The 16,378-nt window shown below is 71.9% G+C and carries 15 protein-coding genes and 1 tRNA gene; 9 read left to right on the plus strand and 7 right to left on the minus strand.

Going from position 1 to position 16,378, the window contains the following annotated elements:
* Window positions 1–65: 65 nt before the first annotated feature.
* From AB0P07_RS33350 to AB0P07_RS33365, 4 genes are all read right to left on the minus strand, one after another.
* Window positions 66–968, minus strand: a complete 903-nt coding sequence (locus tag AB0P07_RS33350; protein WP_365557313.1) for an S-methyl-5'-thioadenosine phosphorylase — start codon at window positions 966–968, stop codon at window positions 66–68.
* Between the two features lie 100 nt (window positions 969–1,068).
* The gene (locus tag AB0P07_RS33355; RefSeq protein WP_365557316.1) at window positions 1,069–1,413 is read right to left on the minus strand and encodes an FmdB family zinc ribbon protein; all 345 of its coding nucleotides are present in this window, start codon (window positions 1,411–1,413) and stop codon (window positions 1,069–1,071) included.
* Window positions 1,414–1,480: 67 nt separating this feature from the next.
* A complete protein-coding gene (locus tag AB0P07_RS33360; RefSeq protein ID WP_365557319.1) occupies window positions 1,481–2,764 on the minus strand; it encodes an MFS transporter in 1,284 nt (427 codons plus the stop codon).
* 251 nt (window positions 2,765–3,015) lie between these two features.
* Window positions 3,016–4,566, minus strand: a complete 1,551-nt coding sequence (locus tag AB0P07_RS33365) for a potassium/proton antiporter (protein ID WP_365557412.1) — start codon at window positions 4,564–4,566, stop codon at window positions 3,016–3,018.
* Between the two features lie 286 nt (window positions 4,567–4,852).
* Here AB0P07_RS33365 and AB0P07_RS33370 point away from each other — a divergent pair, with 286 nt between their 5' ends.
* Window positions 4,853–7,657, plus strand: coding sequence for a penicillin acylase family protein (locus AB0P07_RS33370; RefSeq protein ID WP_365557322.1), 2,805 nt, complete (start codon window positions 4,853–4,855; stop codon window positions 7,655–7,657).
* A 102-nt stretch (window positions 7,658–7,759) separates the two neighbouring features.
* Here AB0P07_RS33370 and AB0P07_RS33375 read toward each other — a convergent pair whose 3' ends face one another.
* A complete protein-coding gene (locus AB0P07_RS33375) occupies window positions 7,760–8,374 on the minus strand; it encodes a 5-formyltetrahydrofolate cyclo-ligase (protein WP_365557324.1) in 615 nt (204 codons plus the stop codon).
* Between the two features lie 93 nt (window positions 8,375–8,467).
* Between AB0P07_RS33375 and galU the strand changes: the two genes are divergently transcribed.
* The 7 genes from galU (at window position 8,468) to AB0P07_RS33410 (ending at window position 14,108) form a co-directional block, all read left to right on the plus strand.
* On the plus strand, window positions 8,468–9,379 hold the full coding sequence (gene galU / locus AB0P07_RS33380) for a UTP--glucose-1-phosphate uridylyltransferase GalU (RefSeq protein WP_365557327.1): 912 nt from the start codon (window positions 8,468–8,470) through the stop codon (window positions 9,377–9,379).
* A 62-nt stretch (window positions 9,380–9,441) separates the two neighbouring features.
* Window positions 9,442–10,725 carry a gephyrin-like molybdotransferase Glp gene (glp, locus tag AB0P07_RS33385; protein ID WP_365557414.1) on the plus strand — a complete coding sequence of 428 codons (1,284 nt, stop codon included), beginning with the start codon at window positions 9,442–9,444 and terminating at the stop codon, window positions 10,723–10,725.
* Window positions 10,726–10,811: 86 nt separating this feature from the next.
* A complete protein-coding gene (moaC, locus tag AB0P07_RS33390) occupies window positions 10,812–11,324 on the plus strand; it encodes a cyclic pyranopterin monophosphate synthase MoaC (protein ID WP_365557330.1) in 513 nt (170 codons plus the stop codon).
* Window positions 11,321–11,860, plus strand: a complete 540-nt coding sequence (locus AB0P07_RS33395; protein WP_365557332.1) for a MogA/MoaB family molybdenum cofactor biosynthesis protein — start codon at window positions 11,321–11,323, stop codon at window positions 11,858–11,860. The genes moaC and AB0P07_RS33395 overlap by 4 nt, the downstream gene beginning before the upstream one ends.
* Complete coding sequence (locus AB0P07_RS33400) at window positions 11,857–12,537, plus strand: GNAT family protein (RefSeq protein ID WP_309317671.1); 681 nt, start codon at window positions 11,857–11,859, stop codon at window positions 12,535–12,537. The genes AB0P07_RS33395 and AB0P07_RS33400 overlap by 4 nt, the downstream gene beginning before the upstream one ends.
* Window positions 12,538–12,710: 173 nt before the next feature.
* A complete protein-coding gene (gene glpR / locus AB0P07_RS33405; protein ID WP_365557336.1) occupies window positions 12,711–13,979 on the plus strand; it encodes a gephyrin-like molybdotransferase receptor GlpR in 1,269 nt (422 codons plus the stop codon).
* Window positions 13,980–14,034: 55 nt separating this feature from the next.
* Window positions 14,035–14,108 (plus strand) — tRNA-Ala (locus tag AB0P07_RS33410).
* A gap of 129 nt (window positions 14,109–14,237) precedes the next feature.
* On the opposite strand, the gene AB0P07_RS33415 is transcribed toward AB0P07_RS33410, so the two are convergent.
* Window positions 14,238–14,723: a GNAT family N-acetyltransferase gene (locus AB0P07_RS33415; RefSeq protein WP_263547161.1), complete on the minus strand. Its 486-nt coding sequence runs from the start codon at window positions 14,721–14,723 to the stop codon at window positions 14,238–14,240.
* A gap of 68 nt (window positions 14,724–14,791) precedes the next feature.
* Here AB0P07_RS33415 and AB0P07_RS33420 point away from each other — a divergent pair, with 68 nt between their 5' ends.
* Window positions 14,792–15,595, plus strand: coding sequence for an exodeoxyribonuclease III (locus AB0P07_RS33420; protein ID WP_365557338.1), 804 nt, complete (start codon window positions 14,792–14,794; stop codon window positions 15,593–15,595).
* Between the two features lie 22 nt (window positions 15,596–15,617).
* On the opposite strand, the gene AB0P07_RS33425 is transcribed toward AB0P07_RS33420, so the two are convergent.
* Complete coding sequence (locus AB0P07_RS33425) at window positions 15,618–16,265, minus strand: MerR family transcriptional regulator (RefSeq protein WP_256110372.1); 648 nt, start codon at window positions 16,263–16,265, stop codon at window positions 15,618–15,620.
* Between the last annotated feature and the right edge of the window lie 113 nt (window positions 16,266–16,378).

The following is a 16,378-nucleotide window of genomic DNA, read 5'->3' on the forward strand; positions in this document are numbered from 1 at the left end:
CGGCTGTGGACAACTCCCTCACCGGAACGAGTTGTTCCAGTACTTCGAAGCCCGTCCGCACACCCCTACGGCAGCGCGATCCCCGGGTCCATCCCGCCCAGCGCCGCCCCGCACGGGCAGTCCCGTTCCCCGGTCGCCGGCAGCGCGGCCACCGCGTCGAACAGGACGCCCCGCAGCCGGTCCACGTTGGCCGCGAACACCCGCAGCACCTCCTCGTGCGAGACGCCCTCGCCGCTCTCCGCACCGGCGTCGAGGTCGGTCACCAGGGTCAGCGACGTGTAGCAGAGCTCCAGCTCACGGGCGAGTGCCGCCTCGGGGTGGCCGGTCATGCCCACCACCGACCAGCCCTGCGCCCGGTGCCACAGGGATTCCGCGCGGGTACCGAAGCGCGGCCCCTCGACCACGACCAGGGTGCCGCCCTCCACCGGTTCCCAGTCCCGTCCCCGGGCCGCCTTCAGCGCGGCAGCGCGTCCGGTGGGGCAGTACGGGTCGGCCAGCGACACGTGCACCACGTTGGGGACGGTCCCGTCGGGCGTCGGCAGCCCGTCGAAGTAGGTCGACGGGCGGGACTGCGTACGGTCGACGAACTGGTCCGGCACCAGCAGCGTGCCCGGCCCGTACTCGGGGCGCAGGCCGCCGACCGCACACGGGCCGAAGACCTGGCGAGCGCCCACCGAGCGCAGCGCCCACAGGTTGGCGCGGTAGTTGATCCGGTGGGGCGGCAGATGGTGGCCGCGCCCGTGCCGGGGGAGGAAGGCGACCCGCCGGCCGGCGACCTCGCCGAGGAAGAGGGAGTCGCTGGGCGGCCCGTAGGGGGTGTCCACCCGGACCTCGGTCACGTCGTCGAGGAACGAGTAGAACCCGGAGCCGCCGATCACGCCGATCTCGGCCCGCACGTTCTCGGCCGGCGCGTTCCCGGCCTGCCCGTTCGCGGTCCGCACGTTCTCGGCCTTCGCCTTGTTCGCCATGCCCGCACCCTAACCGCCGGGCGCAACGCCGAGGACCCCGTCGTCGGACGACGACAGGGTCCCGTAAGAACTGGCCCCGCGCGGCGGTGAAGCCGGGGTGTCAGGCGGCGGTGCTGCCCGCGGAGGAGCTGCTGCCCGAGCCCGACGACGAGCCGGAGCCCGAGGACGAGCCGGAGCCCGAGGACGACGAGCCCGAGTCCGAGGAGGACGAGGAAGAGGCCGAGGACGACGCCTTCGACGACGCCGCGGGCGAGCTGCTCGACGAGCTGCCGCGGCTGTCGTTGCGGTAGAAGCCGGAGCCCTTGAAGACGATGCCGACCGCGGAGAACACCTTCTTCAGGCGTCCCTGGCAGTTCGGGCACTCGGTGAGGGCGTCGTCGGTGAACTTCTGCACCGCCTCGAGGCCCTCGCCGCACTCGGTGCACTGGTACTGGTACGTCGGCACTGTCTTCCTCCTGGCACTCTCACTCGATGAGTGCTAACGACGATCCATAGTGACGTATTCCGCGGGATCAGTCCACTGTGGCGGGCGCGCGGTGACCGACACCACGTGCGACCGTACGACCGTGGGGCCGCGTCGCCAGCCGCGAGCGCAGCGTCACCAGGACCGCCAGCGCGAGGACCGTGCCGCCCATCGGCACCAGGAACCCGGCACCCTCCCGGAAGCGGTCCTCCAGCTGTCCGGCGACGGTCACGGCCGCCGCCTGGCCCAGCGCGACCGCGCCGGTCAGCCAGGTGAAGGCCTCGGTGCGGGCGCCCGCCGGGACCAGCCCCTCGACCAGGGTGTAGCCGGTGACGATGGCGGGCGCGATGCACATGCCGACCAGCAGGCCGAGACCGGCCAGCACGAGCACCGAGTGCGCGGCCCACAGGCCGGACGCGGTCAGCGCGAGGGCGGTGTAGCCGACCAGGAGGCGCTGCTGCGGGGCCACCTTCCAGGCGATGGCGCCGCAGGCCAGGCCGGAGATCATGTTGCCCGCGGCGAACACGCCGTACAGGACGCCGTTCAGGCCCGGCTCGCCGATCGACTCCGTGAACGCGGCCAGCGAAACCTGCATGCCGCCGAAGACGGAACCGATGCCGAGGAAGACCACGATCAGGACCCGCACGCCGGGGACCCGCAGCGCGGAAACGTGCTCCACGCGCGCGTGCCCGCCGGCGGAATCGCCGGCGCCGCCGACGCCACCGACAACGGGTTGAGTGCTCTTCTGCGCGGCGAACAGCAGACCGCCCACCAGGGTGAGCGCGGCCTCCGTGACCAGGCCCGCGGCGGGGTCGACGGACGTGCACAGGGCGGTCGCCAGCAGGGGGCCGAGGACGAAGGTCAGCTCGTCGGTGACGGACTCGAAGGCGGCCGCCGTGCTCATCAGGGGTGAGTCCTTGAGCTTCGCGGCCCAGCGGGCCCGCACCATCGGCCCGACCTGCGGCACCGAGGCGCCGGTCGGCACGGCCGCCAGGAACAGCGCCCACAGGGGAGCGTCCGCCAGCGCGAGGAAGGTCAGGGTCAGCCCGGACGCCGCGTGCACGAGCACGCCGGGCAGCAGGACGGTGCGCTGTCCGTAGCGGTCGGCGAGCCGTCCGCTGTAGGGGGCGAACAGGGCCATGGAGACGCCGGTGACGGCCGCGACGGCGCCGGCGACGCCGTAGGAGCCGGTGGTGTGCTGCACCAGCAGCACGAGGGAGAGGGTCAGCATCGCGAACGGCTGGCGTGCCGCGAAGCCGGGGAGCAGGAACGTCCAGGCGCCGCGGGTGCGCAGCAGCTGCCCGTATCCCGGGCGGGTGACCGTGGATGCCACGGCCCGTGCCTTTCTGCCGCCTGGTAGCGCGGTCCCGCCGCCTCGTGGTGGTCGTCGTGCGGGAGCGCCGAGAGCTGTCCACTCGCGCGGACTGCGGTAGATGCCGGAGCCCGCGTGGATGAGGGGGCGATCCGACCGCCATACGGTCGCGCCAGCTCTGCTTCAGGCAGAGGTGGTTCGATCAGGTGCGGCCTTCATCGTACAGGGGCTGGGCGGGGTGCGGCCTGTGAAAGGGCGCACCCCTCACATGCTCACCTGCGATTGCGGCGGGTGTCCTCGGCCCCGCCGGTGCCCAGCCAGCCGGCCAGCTTGCCGCCGTGGCCGACCGCGCGCAGCCGTGCCTCGGCGGCGTCCCGGACGGGGTCGGTGGCGACCACCAGGAGTTCGTCCCCGCGACGCAGTCCCGTGGTGGGCAGCGGCACGAAGGAGGTGCCGTCGCGGACGATCAGCGTGACGGCCGACCCGGTGGGCAGCCGCAGCTCGTTGACCTCGACGCCGTGCATCTTCGAACCCTCGGGGATCGTCACCGACAGCAGGTGCCCGCGCAGCCGCTCCAGGGGCGCCGACTCGATGCCGAGGTCGGCCGCCTCGTCGTCCGTGCCCAGGCGCAGCATGCGGGCCAGCCACGGCAGCGTCGGCCCCTGGACCAGGGTGTAGACGACGACCAGCACGAAGACGATGTTGAAGATCCGCTGACTGCCCGCGACGCCCTCCACCATGGGGATCGTCGCCAGGATGATGGGCACCGCACCGCGCAGCCCCGCCCACGACATCAGGGCCTGCTCCTGCCACGGCACCCGGAAGGGCACCAGGCACAGCACGACGCTCAGTGGCCGCGCGACCATGGTGAGCACCAGGCCGATCACCAGGGCGGGCAGGATGTCGTCGCCCAGTTCGTGCGGGGTGACCAGCAGTCCGAGCAGGACGAACATGCCGATCTGGGCGAGCCAGCCGAGTCCGTCGGCGAACCCCCGGGTGGCGGGCCAGTGCGGCAGTCGCGCGTTGCCCATGACCATGGAGGCGAGGTAGACGGCCAGGAAGCCGCTGCCGTGGGCCATGGCGCCGGCCGCGTAGGCGGCGATGGCGATCGACATGACGGCGATGGGGTAGAGGCCGGAGGCGGGCAGCGCCACGCGCTTCAGCCCCCAGGACCCCAGCCAGCCCACCGCGAGTCCGATGGCCGCGCCGATGGCCAGCTCCAGGGCGATCTCACCGATCAGCACGTACCAGTGCTCGATCGGTCCCGCCGCGGAGAAGGCGACCACGAGGATGACCACCGGGGCGTCGTTGAAGCCGGACTCGGCCTCCAGCGTGCCCACTATCCGCCTGGGCAGCGGGATCCGGCGCAGCACGGAGAAGACGGCGGCGGCGTCCGTGGAGGAGACCACGGCCCCGATGATGAGGGCCTGTCGCCACTCCAGCCCCGTCAGGTAGTGCGCGCCCGTCGCGGTCACCCCGACGCTCACCGCGACTCCGGCGAGGGCCAGCGCGGAGGCGGCCGGGAGGGCCGGTTTCGCCTCTTTCCACTTCGTGCCGAGGCCGCCCTCGGCCAGGATCACGACGAGGGCCCCGTAGCCGATGACCTGGACCAGTTCGGCGTCGTCGAACTTGATGTCGCCAATGCCGTCCTGGCCCATGGCGATGCCGATGGCCAGGTAGACGAGCAGGCTGGGGAGCCCGCTGCGCGAGGAGATCCGGACCGCCGCCACGGCGATGAGCAGGACGAGCGAGCAGACGAGCAGGAGCTGGTTGAGGTGGTGGACAGTCAGCGGCCGTTCCCTTCCTTGGCGCACAGCACGGATCACAGCGTGGGCGAACGCGCCCGCGTTGTGTGCGAGGCGCACCCCCATGGCACACGAATCCGCCGTACTGCGCGGGCAACTACTTCGTTACCTTACCTAACTCTTGACGCTTTCTTGACGCTCGGCTTGGCAAGATCGAACGCTCGTGCGCCCCTGTACCCGACTCCGCGTCAAGGCGGAGCCGGGCCTGCGCCTACAGTTGCTCCAGCGCTCGGCGCTCAGCGCTCAGCCTCCGTACGAAGCACAGCCCGCCCCTGCCGCTCGTGTTAGGACAGCAAGGACAGCGATGCCCCCCACCACCACCGCCACCCCGGGTCAGCAGTCCGGCACGTCCGGCAGGAAGAAGGGGAAGGGGCGCAAGGGCCGCCTGCTCGTCCTCGTGCTGGTCCTGGCCCTCATCGGCGGCCTCGCCTACGGGGCGTACTGGTCGATCAGCACCGTGCGCGCGTCCTTCCCGCAGACCAAGGGCTCGATCACGCTCGACGGCCTGTCGGGTCCGGTCGACGTCAAGCGCGACGGGTACGGCATCCCGCAGATCTACGCCTCCACCGACGAGGACCTGTTCATGGCGCAGGGCTACGTCCAGGCGCAGGACCGGTTCTACGAGATGGACGTCCGCCGGCACATGACCGCCGGTCGCCTGTCGGAGATGTTCGGCAAGAGCCAGATCGACAACGACGAGTTCCTGCGCACCCTGGGCTGGCACCGGGTGGCGAAGAAGGAGTACGACGAGAAGCTGTCGGACTCCACCAAGAAGTACCTCCAGGCGTACTCCAAGGGCGTCAACGCCTACCTGAAGGGCAAGGAGGGCGCGGACATCTCCCTGGAGTACGCGGCCCTCGGCTTCACCAACGACTACAAGCCCCAGGAGTGGACCCCGGTCGACTCGGTGGCCTGGCTCAAGGCGATGGCCTGGGACCTGCGCGGCAACATGCAGGACGAGGTCGACCGCGCCCTGATGACCAGCCGCCTGGGCCCCAAGCAGATCGCCGACCTCTACCCGGCCTACCCGTACGACCGCAACAAGGCGATCGTCCAGGAGGGCCAGTACGACGAGCTCACCCAGACCTTCGACGGCGGCGACGGCGGCTCGTCGGGCAGCGGCGACGGCACGGGCACCGGGACCGGTACCGGTACCGGCACGGGCGCGGGAGCCGGCGGCACAGGCACCGGAACCGGTGCCGGCAATGCGCTCCAGGGCCAACTGGCGGGCCTCCAGGAGGTCCTGGACGACGTCCCCACCGCCGTCGGCGTGAACGGCAACGGCATCGGCTCCAACTCCTGGGTCGTCTCCGGCAAGCACACCATCACCGGCAAGCCGCTGCTGGCCAACGACCCGCACCTGTCGCCGTCCCTGCCGTCCGTCTGGTACCAGATGGGTCTGCACTGCCGCACCGTCTCCGCCAAGTGCCAGTACGACGTGGCCGGCTACACCTTCGCGGGCATGCCCGGCGTGGTCGTCGGCCACAACCAGGAGATCGCCTGGGGCCTGACCAACTCCGGCGCCGACGTCACCGACCTGTACCTGGAGAAGATCACCGGCGAGGGCTACCAGTACGACGGCAAGGTGGTCCCCTTCGAGACGCGCGAGGAGACCATCAAGGTCGCCGGCGGCGACGCCAAGAAGATCGTCGTCCGCGAGACCAACAACGGCCCGCTGCTCTCCGACCGCGACGACGAACTGGTGAAGACCGGCAAGAAGGCCACCGTCGACAGCTCCGCCCCCGACCGCGGCGACGGCTACGGCGTGGCCCTGCGCTGGACCGCGCTGGAGGCGGGCACCAGCATGGACGCCGTCTTCGCGATCGACCGGGCGCAGAACTGGGACGACTTCCGCGAGGCCGCCACGCTGTTCGACGTGCCCTCGCAGAACCTGGTCTACGCCGACAGCGAGCACATCGGCTACACGCTGCCCGGCCGGATCCCGGTGCGCGCCGAGGGCCACGACGGCTCGGTCCCGGCGCCGGGCTGGAGCTCCAAGTACCGCTGGACCGGCGAGTACATCGACCAGGACGAGCTGCCCTACGAGTACGACCCGGAGCGCGGCTACATCGTGACCGCCAACCAGGCCGTCGTCGACGAGGACGAGTACCCGTACACGCTCACCACGGACTGGGGCTACGGCGCCCGCAGCCAGCGCATCACCTCCCTGATCGAGCAGAAGATCAAGGACGGCGGCAAGATCTCCACCGACGACATGCGCCAGATGCAGCTGGACAACAGCAGCGAGATGGCCAAGCTGCTCGTGCCCCAGCTGCTGAAGATCGACGTCGACGACAAGGACGTCCGCGAGGCGCAGAAGCTGCTGGAGGGCTGGGACTACACCCAGGACGCCGACTCGGCCGCCGCCGCCTACTTCAACGCGGTCTGGCGCAACATCCTCAAGCTCGCCTTCGGCAACAAGCTGCCCAAGGAGCTGCGGGTCGAGGGCCAGTGCCTGTGGGTCGACCCGGTCAACACCACCGGTCCCGCGGACGAGACCAACAAGGTCCGCGAGTGCGGGCAGCGTGATCCCGGCCAGGCCCAGCCCGACGGCGGCGACCGCTGGTTCGAGGTCGTGCGCAACCTGATGGACAAGCCGAAGAGCGACTGGTGGACGACGCCCGCGAGCGGCACCCGCAAGGGCGCCGACCACAACCGCGACGACCTGTTCAAGCGCGCCATGATCGACGCCCGCTGGGAGCTGACCGCCAAGCTCGGCAAGGACATCGACACCTGGAACTGGGGCCGGCTGCACCGCCTGTTCCTGAAGAACCAGACCCTGGGCACCGAGGGCCCCGGCTTCCTGAAGTACGCGCTCAACCGTGGTCCCTGGAAGCTCAGCGGTGGTGAGGCGGCGGTCAACGCCTCCGGCTGGAACGCGGCCGGCGGCTACGGGGTGATCTGGGTGCCGTCCATGCGCATGGTGGTCAACCTCGGCGACCTCGACAAGTCCCGCTGGATCAACCTCACCGGCGCCTCCGGACACGCCTACAGCGCGCACTACACCGACCAGACCGACAAGTGGGCCGACGGCGAACTGCTGCCGTGGTCCTTCTCGAAGAAGGCGGTCGACGAGAGCACGAGCGACACCCTGGTGCTCAAGCCGTAGCGCCCCGAGCCTGTCGCACGAGAACGGCCTCCACACGCGTGTGGAGGCCGTTCTCGTGCCGGAACGGCGCCGGTGGAGGCGGATTCGCGTGCCGGAACGGCGTCAGCGGAACCTGCGCACCCCCGACGGCGTCACCACCGCGTCCACCGGCCGGTCGTGCGGTTCCGCGGGCACGCGCGCGACGACCTCCCCGTCGTAGAGCAGCACCAGCAGCGCGGGCCGGGCGCCCGCGGCCGCCAGGCGGGCCAGCACCCGGTCGTACGACCCTCCGCCGCGCCCGAGGCGCAGGCCGCGTCCGTCCACCGCCACCCCCGGCAGCAGCACGACGTCCGCCCCCGTCACCGCGTCCGGCCCCAGCCGCTCCCCGGCGGGCTCGAACAGCTCCATCCGCCCGCCGTGCCGCACGCGCGCGAGGGAGTCCTCCCCGGTGTACTCGCCCCAGTCCAGGTCGTTGTCCGGCAGCAGTGCGGGCAGCAGGACGCGCACCCCCCGCGCGCGCAGCGCGTCCAGGAGCGCGAGGGTGCCCGGCTCGGCGCCCACGGAGACGTACGCCGCCACGGCGCGCGCCCCCGCGACCTCCGGCAGTCCGAGCGCCCGCCCGGCCAGCGCGTCCGCGGCTTCCCGCACGTCATCCGGCGTCAACCGGCTCCGCGCCGCGAGGAAGTGCCGCCGCAACGTCCGCTTGTCAGGTTCGTCCGCAGGGCCGACGTGAGGCATGAATGACTCCTGTACCGCGCTAATGCGCTCATATGAGCAGCAGTGGTCCCGAGTCACAGATTCTCCCTAAAGGCACCGGATAGGGTGGCGCGCATGACTCAGTCCCACCCCAGGATCAGCAAGGCTGTCATCCCAGCAGCCGGCCTCGGCACCCGGTTCCTGCCGGCCACCAAGGCCACTCCCAAGGAGATGCTGCCGGTCGTCGACAAGCCGGCGATCCAGTACGTGGTCGAAGAGGCCGTGGCCGCGGGCCTCGGCGACGTCCTCATGGTCACGGGCCGCAACAAGCGCCCGCTGGAAGACCACTTCGACCGCAACTACGAACTGGAGTCCGCCCTGCAGAAGAAGGGCGACGCGGGCCGCCTGGCCAAGGTCCAGGAATCCAGCGACCTCGCGATGATCCACTACGTCCGTCAGGGCGACCCCAAGGGCCTCGGCCACGCCGTTCTGTGCGCCGCCCCGCACGTCGGCCACGAGCCCTTCGCGGTCCTGCTCGGCGACGACCTGATCGACCCGCGCGACCCGCTGCTCCAGCGCATGATCGACGTCCAGGAGCAGTACGGCGGCAGTGTGATCGCCCTCATGGAGGTCGCGCCGGAGCAGATCCACCTCTACGGCTGCGCCTCCGTCGCCCCGACCGGCGAGGGCGACGTCGTCAAGGTCACCGGGCTGGTCGAGAAGCCCGACGCGGCCGACGCGCCCTCCAACTACGCCATCATCGGCCGCTACGTCCTCGACCCGCGCATCTTCGACATACTCCGCAAGACCGAGCCCGGCCGCGGCGGCGAGATCCAGATCACCGACGCCCTCCAGCAGCTCGCTGCGGACGAGAAGGTGGGCGGCCCCGTGCACGGCGTCGTCTTCAAGGGCCGCCGCTATGACACCGGCGACCGCGGCGACTACCTGCGTGCCATTGTCCGACTCGCATGCGAACGTGAAGACCTGGGCCCGGACTTCCGGACCTGGCTCCGCAGTTACGTAGCCGAGGAGATGCAAGGACGTTGAGCAGCAGCGCGCACCGTGGCACCGGCCACGACCACGCCACCGCGGGCCCCGGTCAGGACCGGCTGTGGTCGGTCCAGGAGCACCTGGACGACGTCCTCGCCACCGTCCGCCCCCTGGACCCCATCGAGCTGAACCTGCTCGACGCCCAGGGCTGCGTCCTGGTCGACGACATCACGGTGCCGCTGTCCCTGCCGCCGTTCGACAACAGCTCCATGGACGGGTACGCGGTGCGGGTCACCGACGTCGCGGGCGCCAGCGAGGAGTTCCCCGCCGTCCTGGAGGTCGTCGGGGACGTCGCCGCCGGCCAGGCCGACCCGGTCACGGTGGGACCCGGCCAGGCCGCCCGCATCATGACCGGCGCTCCGCTTCCGCCCGGCGCCGAGGCCGTCGTCCCCGTGGAGTGGACCGACGGCGGGCTCGGCGAGGGCCCGGTGGCCGGCATGCGCGCCCGCAGCCTGGCCCCCGAGGGCGCACAGGGACACGTCCACGTGTACCGGCCGGCCGAGGAGCGCGCGCACGTCCGCGCCAAGGGCAGCGACGTCCGCTCCGGAGACCGCGCCCTGGTGGCCGGCACCGTGCTGGGCCCGCCCCAGATCGGCCTGCTCGCCGCCATCGGCCGGGGCACGGTACGGGTGCGTCCGCGCCCGCGCGTGGTGGTGCTCTCCACCGGCAGCGAACTCGTCCAGCCCGACGAGCAGCTGGCGTCCGGTCAGATCTACGACTCCAACAGCTTCGCCCTCACCGCGGCCGCCCGCGACGCCGGCGCCATCGCCTACCGGGTGGGCGCCGTCACCGACGACGCCGACACCCTGCGGTCCACCATCGAGGACCAACTGGTGCGCGCCGACCTGATGGTCACCACCGGCGGCGTCAGCGTCGGGGCGTACGACGTGGTCAAGGAGGCGCTGGCGCACGTCGGCGACGAGGACGAGCCGGGCGGCGGCGTGGACTTCCGCAAGCTGGCCATGCAGCCCGGCAAGCCCCAGGGCTTCGGCTCGATCGGCCCCGACCACACCCCGCTGCTCGCGCTGCCCGGCAACCCGGTGTCGTCGTACGTCTCCTTCGAGCTGTTCGTGCGCCCCGCGATCCGCACCCTCATGGGCCTGCCCGACGTGCACCGCCCGACGGTCACCGCCTCCCTGGCCGCGGACAAGGCCCTGACCTCGCCGAAGGGCCGCCGGCAGTTCCTGCGGGGCAGCCACACCGACGGATCGGTCACCCCGGTCGGCGGCTCCGGCTCCCACCTGGTGGCCGCCCTCGCGCAGGCGAACGCGCTCATCGTCGTCCCCGAGGACACCGAGTCCGTCGAGCCCGGCGCCGAGGTCGAGGTGGTCCTGCTCGGCTGAGCGGTCCCCGATGGCGGTACCGTGTCGCGCACAGCAGGCCCACGCGCCGCACCGCGCCGGGCCAGGACCGGGAGCGCCACACGAGCATGAGTACGCAGGACCGACCGTCCGGCAGCGGACAGGACCCGCAGGACCGGCTGACCCACATCGACGAGGCGGGCGCCGCCCGGATGGTCGACGTGTCCGGCAAGGACGTGACCGCCCGCACCGCCCGAGCCAGTGGACGCGTCCTCGTGGCGCCCCGCGTGGTCGAGCTGCTGCGCGGCGAGGGCGTGCCGAAGGGCGATGCCCTGGCCACCGCCCGGATCGCGGGCATCATGGGCGCCAAGCGCACCCCCGAGCTGATCCCCTTGTGCCACCCGTTGTCGGTCTCCGGTGTGAAACTGGACCTGTCGGTCGCGGACGACGCCGTGGAGATCACCGCCACGGTGAAGACGACGGATCGCACGGGCGTCGAGATGGAGGCGCTCACCGCGGTCTCCGTCGCAGCGCTCACCGTGGTCGACATGGTCAAGGCGGTCGACAAGGGAGCGGTCATCACGGACGTGCGGGTGGAACAGAAGACGGGCGGCAAGTCCGGCGACTGGAACCGGTCATGACGCCGGACGCCGCCGCGCCGGGCGCCCTCCCCGGGCCGTACGCCGCCCTGGTCGTCACAGCCTCCAACCGGGCCGCCGCCGGTGTCTACGAGGACAAGGGCGGTCCGCTGATCGCCGAGGGCCTGCGCCGCTTCGGCTTCGCCGTCGACGGCCCCCAGGTCGTGCCCGACGGCGCCCCCGTGGAGGCCGCCCTGCGCGCGGGCGCCGAAGCGGGCTACGACGTGATCGTCACCACCGGCGGCACCGGCATCTCGCCCACCGACCGCACCCCCGAGGCGACCCGCGCCGTGATCGACCACGAGGTCCCGGGCATCGCCGAGGCGATCCGGGCGTACGGCCGGGACAAGGTGCCGACCGCGGCGCTCTCCAGGGGACTGGCCGGAGTGGCGGGCGGCACGCTGATCGTCAACCTGCCGGGATCCTCCGGCGGAGTGAAGGACGGCCTCGCCGTGCTGGAGCCGCTGCTGAAGCACGCCGTGGACCAACTGCGCGGCGGTGACCACCCGAGACCCGCCAGCGGTGGGGGTGCGAGCTGAACGGCCCGTCCTGGCCCGCGGAGCTGACGGACGGCGACATCGTCCTGAGGCCGATAAGGCTGCGCGACCAACGGACCTGGCGCGAGGTCAACCGGCGCAACCGGGACTGGCTGCGCCCGTGGGAGGCCACCATCCCGCCGCCCGGACCCGGTGGCCCGATCGCGCACCGGCCCACCTACCGCCAGATGGTGCGGCACCTGCGCTCCGAGGCCCACGCGGGCCGGATGCTGCCCTTCGTCATCGAGTACCGGGGGCGGCTGGTCGGCCAGTTGACGGTGGCGGGCATCACCTGGGGCTCGATGTGCTCCGGGCACGTCGGCTACTGGGTGGACGAGGCGGTGGCCGGCCGCGGGGTGATGCCGACGGCCGTGGCGATGGCGGTGGACCACTGTTTCCGCACCGTCGGACTGCACCGCGTCGAGGTCTGCATTCGCCCCGAGAACGCGCCCAGCCGCCGGGTCGTGGAGAAACTCGGATTCCGCGAGGAGGGCCTCAGGCCGCGTTATCTGCACATCGACGGAGCCTGGCGGGACCATCTCGTCTTCGCGCTCACCGCGGAAGAGGTTCCCGAGGGTCTGCTGCGGCGCTGGCACCGGTCACGGCAGCGCAGCGCCCCGAACGCGGGCAACACCGGAAACGGAGGGAACCCCGGGAGGACCGGGAACGCCGGTAATTGAATAAACGTTCGAATTTGATCGGGCTGCGACCATCCCGAAGCGGATAATTTCCTGGTCCTGACAGTCGGTTGATCGGATCGGTCACAAGAAAATTTCGAAATATCAGCCAGATCGTGCGACACACCGGCTCAATTGGCGGATGGCCTCACGCAAACCCCTCTACCGTGTGAGGCGTGAGCAGCAGCGGCCTCATCTACGCAGTCATCGTCGGGGCCTGGGCCGCCTACTTGGTGCCGATGTGGCTCCGTAGGCAGGACGAGCTGAACGAGGCCCGTCCGACCGAACGCTTCAGCACCGCCATCCGGCTCCTGTCCGGACGGGCGGGCATGGAGCGCCGGTACGCCAAGGACCTGCGGTCGCGCTCCGCCGACGAGGCGGAGCCCGACGCCGACGCCCCGGACGCCGCCACCGACTCGGTGGACGTCCGGGCCTTCGCCGTGTCCAGAACCCGACGGCACACCCGGCCGGCCCCGCCCCGGCAGCCGGCGGAGCGGCCCGAAACGGCACGCCCCCGTACGGGCGGACCCGACCACGGCCCGAGATCCGGGCAGTCCCCGGAACCCGGCGACCCGGCGCGGTCGGGCACGGCACCGGCGCGGGGGCGGGTGCCGCAGGCCCGGCGCGCACCCCTGTCACCGGGGGCGGCCGCGGCACGGGCCCGGCGCACCAAGGTCCTCGCCCGCCGTCGGCGTACGACCGTGATGCTCTTCCTGGCCTTCACGCTCGGCTCGGTCGTCGCGGCGGTCGGCGGGCTCGCGTTCCTGTGGGCGCCGGGCGTGCCCGCGGTGCTGCTCAGCGCCTACATCGTCCATCTGCGCGCCCAGGAGCGCCGCCGCTTCGCCTTCCAGATGGACCGCCGCCAGGCCGAGGCCGCCGCACAGCGCCTGCGCGACCGTGACCCGCGTCCGCGCCGGCGCGGCCCCGCCGACCCCGGCGGACCCGTGGGCGACCTCGACACCGAGGAACCGGACGACGGACCCGACGTGGAACCCGGCGCCGGAATGTCGGCGCTCGCCGCGGACCGGCGGGCCCTGGTGGAGCAGACCGACCACGCCGAGTGGGTCGACCAGCAGCGGGAACGCCGGGGACGCCCGCAGGGCGACAGCTGGGACCCGGTTCCGGTCCCCCTGCCCACCTACGTGACCGCGCCGGTCGCCCCCCGCGCCACGCCCGACGTGGACCTCGCGGCCCCGGACGCCTGGAGCTCGGCGCGTTCCAGTCCCGTCGCGCCCGACCAGGAGGAGGCGGCACCCGTGCCGGACCGCTCGGCGGACCGTGCCGCCGAGGAGCGCCCGGCCGCCCGTGCCGACGAGCGTCCGGAGACCCCGGGTCGCAGCGACGCCCGCCGTGCCGCGTCCGCCCGCCGGGCCAGGGAGCGGGGCCGTACGCCGCTGTTCGACCAGTACGAGGACGGCGACCGCCCCCGCGCGGCCAACGAGTAGCCGGAAGCGATTTTTGAGCAGGCCGGGCGGGGTGCTAGAGTTTCACTCGTTGCAAGGGCCTGTGGCGCAGTCCGGTAGCGCACCTCGTTCGCATCGAGGGGGCCAGGGGTTCAAATCCCCTCAGGTCCACGCACATTGACGAAGGTCCCGGCCGATCATCACGATCGGCCGGGACCTTCGTCGTTTCCCAGCCCCAGTTCCGGCCCCGGGGCCCCGGCTCCCGGATCGTCCCGCGGTGCCGGGGCCGGCCCCTTCCGTCTACGGGGCCTGGAGAGCCTTCGCGTAGCAGAGGCTCTCCTCGTGGAAGCGGTAGTAGCCGAACTTCACGCACGGTTCGTAGCCGCTGGACGTGTACAGGGCCACGGCCTCCGGCTGCTTGGTGCCGGTCTCCAATACCATCCGGGTCCGGCCCGCCGCGCGGGCGTCCTCCTCCAGGGCGGCCAGGATCCGCCGGGCCAGCCCGCGCCCGCGCACCTGCTCGGTCACGAACATCCGCTTGAGCTCGGCGTCCCCGTCGAGATTGCCCTCGTCGTTGGCGTCCTGGCGGCGCCAGCCGCCGGAGGCGACCGGGACGTCGTTCTCGTCGTACGCGACCAGGTACAGGCCGTTCGGCGGCGCGAAGTCCGACGGGTCCAGGTGCGTGGCGTCGCCGCCGTCGCCGTAGCGGAGGTCGTACTCGGCCTGGACCTCGTCGTTGAGCTTCACGGCGTCGGGGTGGTCGAAGGGGACCCTGCGTATGTTCATGCTGCCTACCGTATATCGATGCGGAGTCCGGAGCGGGACGTCGTCCAGTGTGCCGGTATCGTGCCCTGGTGCTCACCGTGACCTCCGTCAACGTCAATGGCCTGCGCGCCGCCGCGAAGAAGGGCTTCGTGGAGTGGCTCGCCGACACCTCCGCCGACGTGCTGTGCCTCCAGGAGGTGCGGGCCGAACCCCAGCAGCTGCCCGAGCACGTCCGTACGCCCGACGGCTGGCACGTGACGCACGCCCCCGCCGCCGCCAAGGGCCGGGCCGGCGTCTCCCTCTACACGCGCCGTGAGCCCGACGCCGTTCGCGTCGGTTTCGGCTCGGCGGAGTTCGACACCAGTGGCCGCTACGTCGAGGCCGACCTGCCCGGTGTGACGGTCGCCTCCCTCTACCTCCCCTCCGGCGAGGTCGGCACCGAGCGCCAGGACGAGAAGGTCCGCTTCATGGGCGAGTTCCTCGCCCACCTGAAGGAACTGCGCGAGCGGGCCGCCGCCGAGGGGCGCGAGGTCGTCGTCTGCGGCGACTGGAACATCGCCCACCGCGAGGCCGACCTGAAGAACTGGCGCGCCAACAAGAAGAACTCCGGGTTCCTCCCCGAGGAGCGGGAGTGGCTGAGCCGCGTCCTCGACCCGGCGGAGGGCGGCTACGTGGACGTCGTGCGCGCCCTGCACCCGGACGTCGAGGGGCCGTACTCGTGGTGGTCGTACCGGGGGCGGGCCTTCGACAACGACAGCGGATGGCGGATCGACTACCACGTCTCCACTCCCGGGCTGGCCGCCAAGGCCGTCAAGGGATACGTCGAGCGTGCCGCCGCGCACGCCGAGCGGTGGTCCGACCACGCGCCGGTCACGGTGGTCTACGACCGCTGAGAGCCCGTCCCGTCCGTCCGCTCTAGTCCGTCTGCTTGCGCATCCGCCGGTCCAGTGCCAGGGACAGCTCCGCCTCCACCACGCTGCGGGCCAGCGGGCGCAGGCGGTGGAGTTCCGGTTCGGGGGCGTGGCGCAGTATCAGGTCGGCGAAGAGTTCGGCGAGGGCGTCGGCGTGCTCACGGACGCGGGCGCCGGCCTGGAGGACCTCGCCGAGCGGGATGCCCTCGCGGACCAGGGCGGAGGAGACCTCCAGCAGGCGGTGGCTGATGTGGACCAGTTCATCGCCGTCGGTGCCGAGGTAGCCCAGCTCCATCGCGGCGGCCAGGTTCTCCGGGGTGACCTCGCCCTCGAAGCGGGCGGCGAGTTCCTCGGGGGTGAGGCGGACCGGGGTCTCCTCGGTGGGTTCGCCGAGGCCGAGCAGGTCGCCGACGTCGCGGCCGTGGTCGAAGGCGTCGGCCAGTTCCGCGATGCCGTTGAGGGTGTGGCCGCGTTCCAGCAGCGCGGCGATGGTGCGCAGCCGGGCCAGGTGGTGGTCGTCGTACCAGGCGATGCGGCCCTCGCGGCGGGGCGGCGGGATCAGTTTGCGTTCGCGGTAGAAGCGCAGGGTGCGCACCGTGATGCCGGCCAGTCCGGCCAGTTCCTCCATGCGGTATTCGTGCTTCTCGGTCACGTCACGACCCTATGGCGTACCGCGGGTAACTTTCCTCCGTCCGACCCCTACCCATGAGTACGGAGCTGTTCTACGCTCCCATTGCGCCAGTGTTCACTGGCACGGTTCCAAGT

The organism is Streptomyces sp. NPDC085944 (assembly GCF_040686295.1).
GTDB lineage: Bacteria > Actinomycetota > Actinomycetes > Streptomycetales > Streptomycetaceae > Streptomyces > Streptomyces salinarius.

What these genes read in the sequence shown, in the direction of transcription:
- moaC (WP_365557330.1), top strand. Translation starts at nt 10,812, where the DNA reads ATGAGTACGCAGGACCGACCGTCCGGCAGCGGACAGGACCCGCAGGAC.
- AB0P07_RS33415 (WP_263547161.1), bottom strand. Translation starts at nt 14,723, where the DNA reads ATGAACATACGCAGGGTCCCCTTCGACCACCCCGACGCCGTGAAGCTC.
- galU (WP_365557327.1), top strand. Translation starts at nt 8,468, where the DNA reads ATGACTCAGTCCCACCCCAGGATCAGCAAGGCTGTCATCCCAGCAGCC.
- AB0P07_RS33375 (WP_365557324.1), bottom strand. Translation starts at nt 8,374, where the DNA reads ATGCCTCACGTCGGCCCTGCGGACGAACCTGACAAGCGGACGTTGCGG.
- AB0P07_RS33395 (WP_365557332.1), top strand. Translation starts at nt 11,321, where the DNA reads ATGACGCCGGACGCCGCCGCGCCGGGCGCCCTCCCCGGGCCGTACGCC.
- AB0P07_RS33350 (WP_365557313.1), bottom strand. Translation starts at nt 968, where the DNA reads ATGGCGAACAAGGCGAAGGCCGAGAACGTGCGGACCGCGAACGGGCAG.
- AB0P07_RS33370 (WP_365557322.1), top strand. Translation starts at nt 4,853, where the DNA reads ATGCCCCCCACCACCACCGCCACCCCGGGTCAGCAGTCCGGCACGTCC.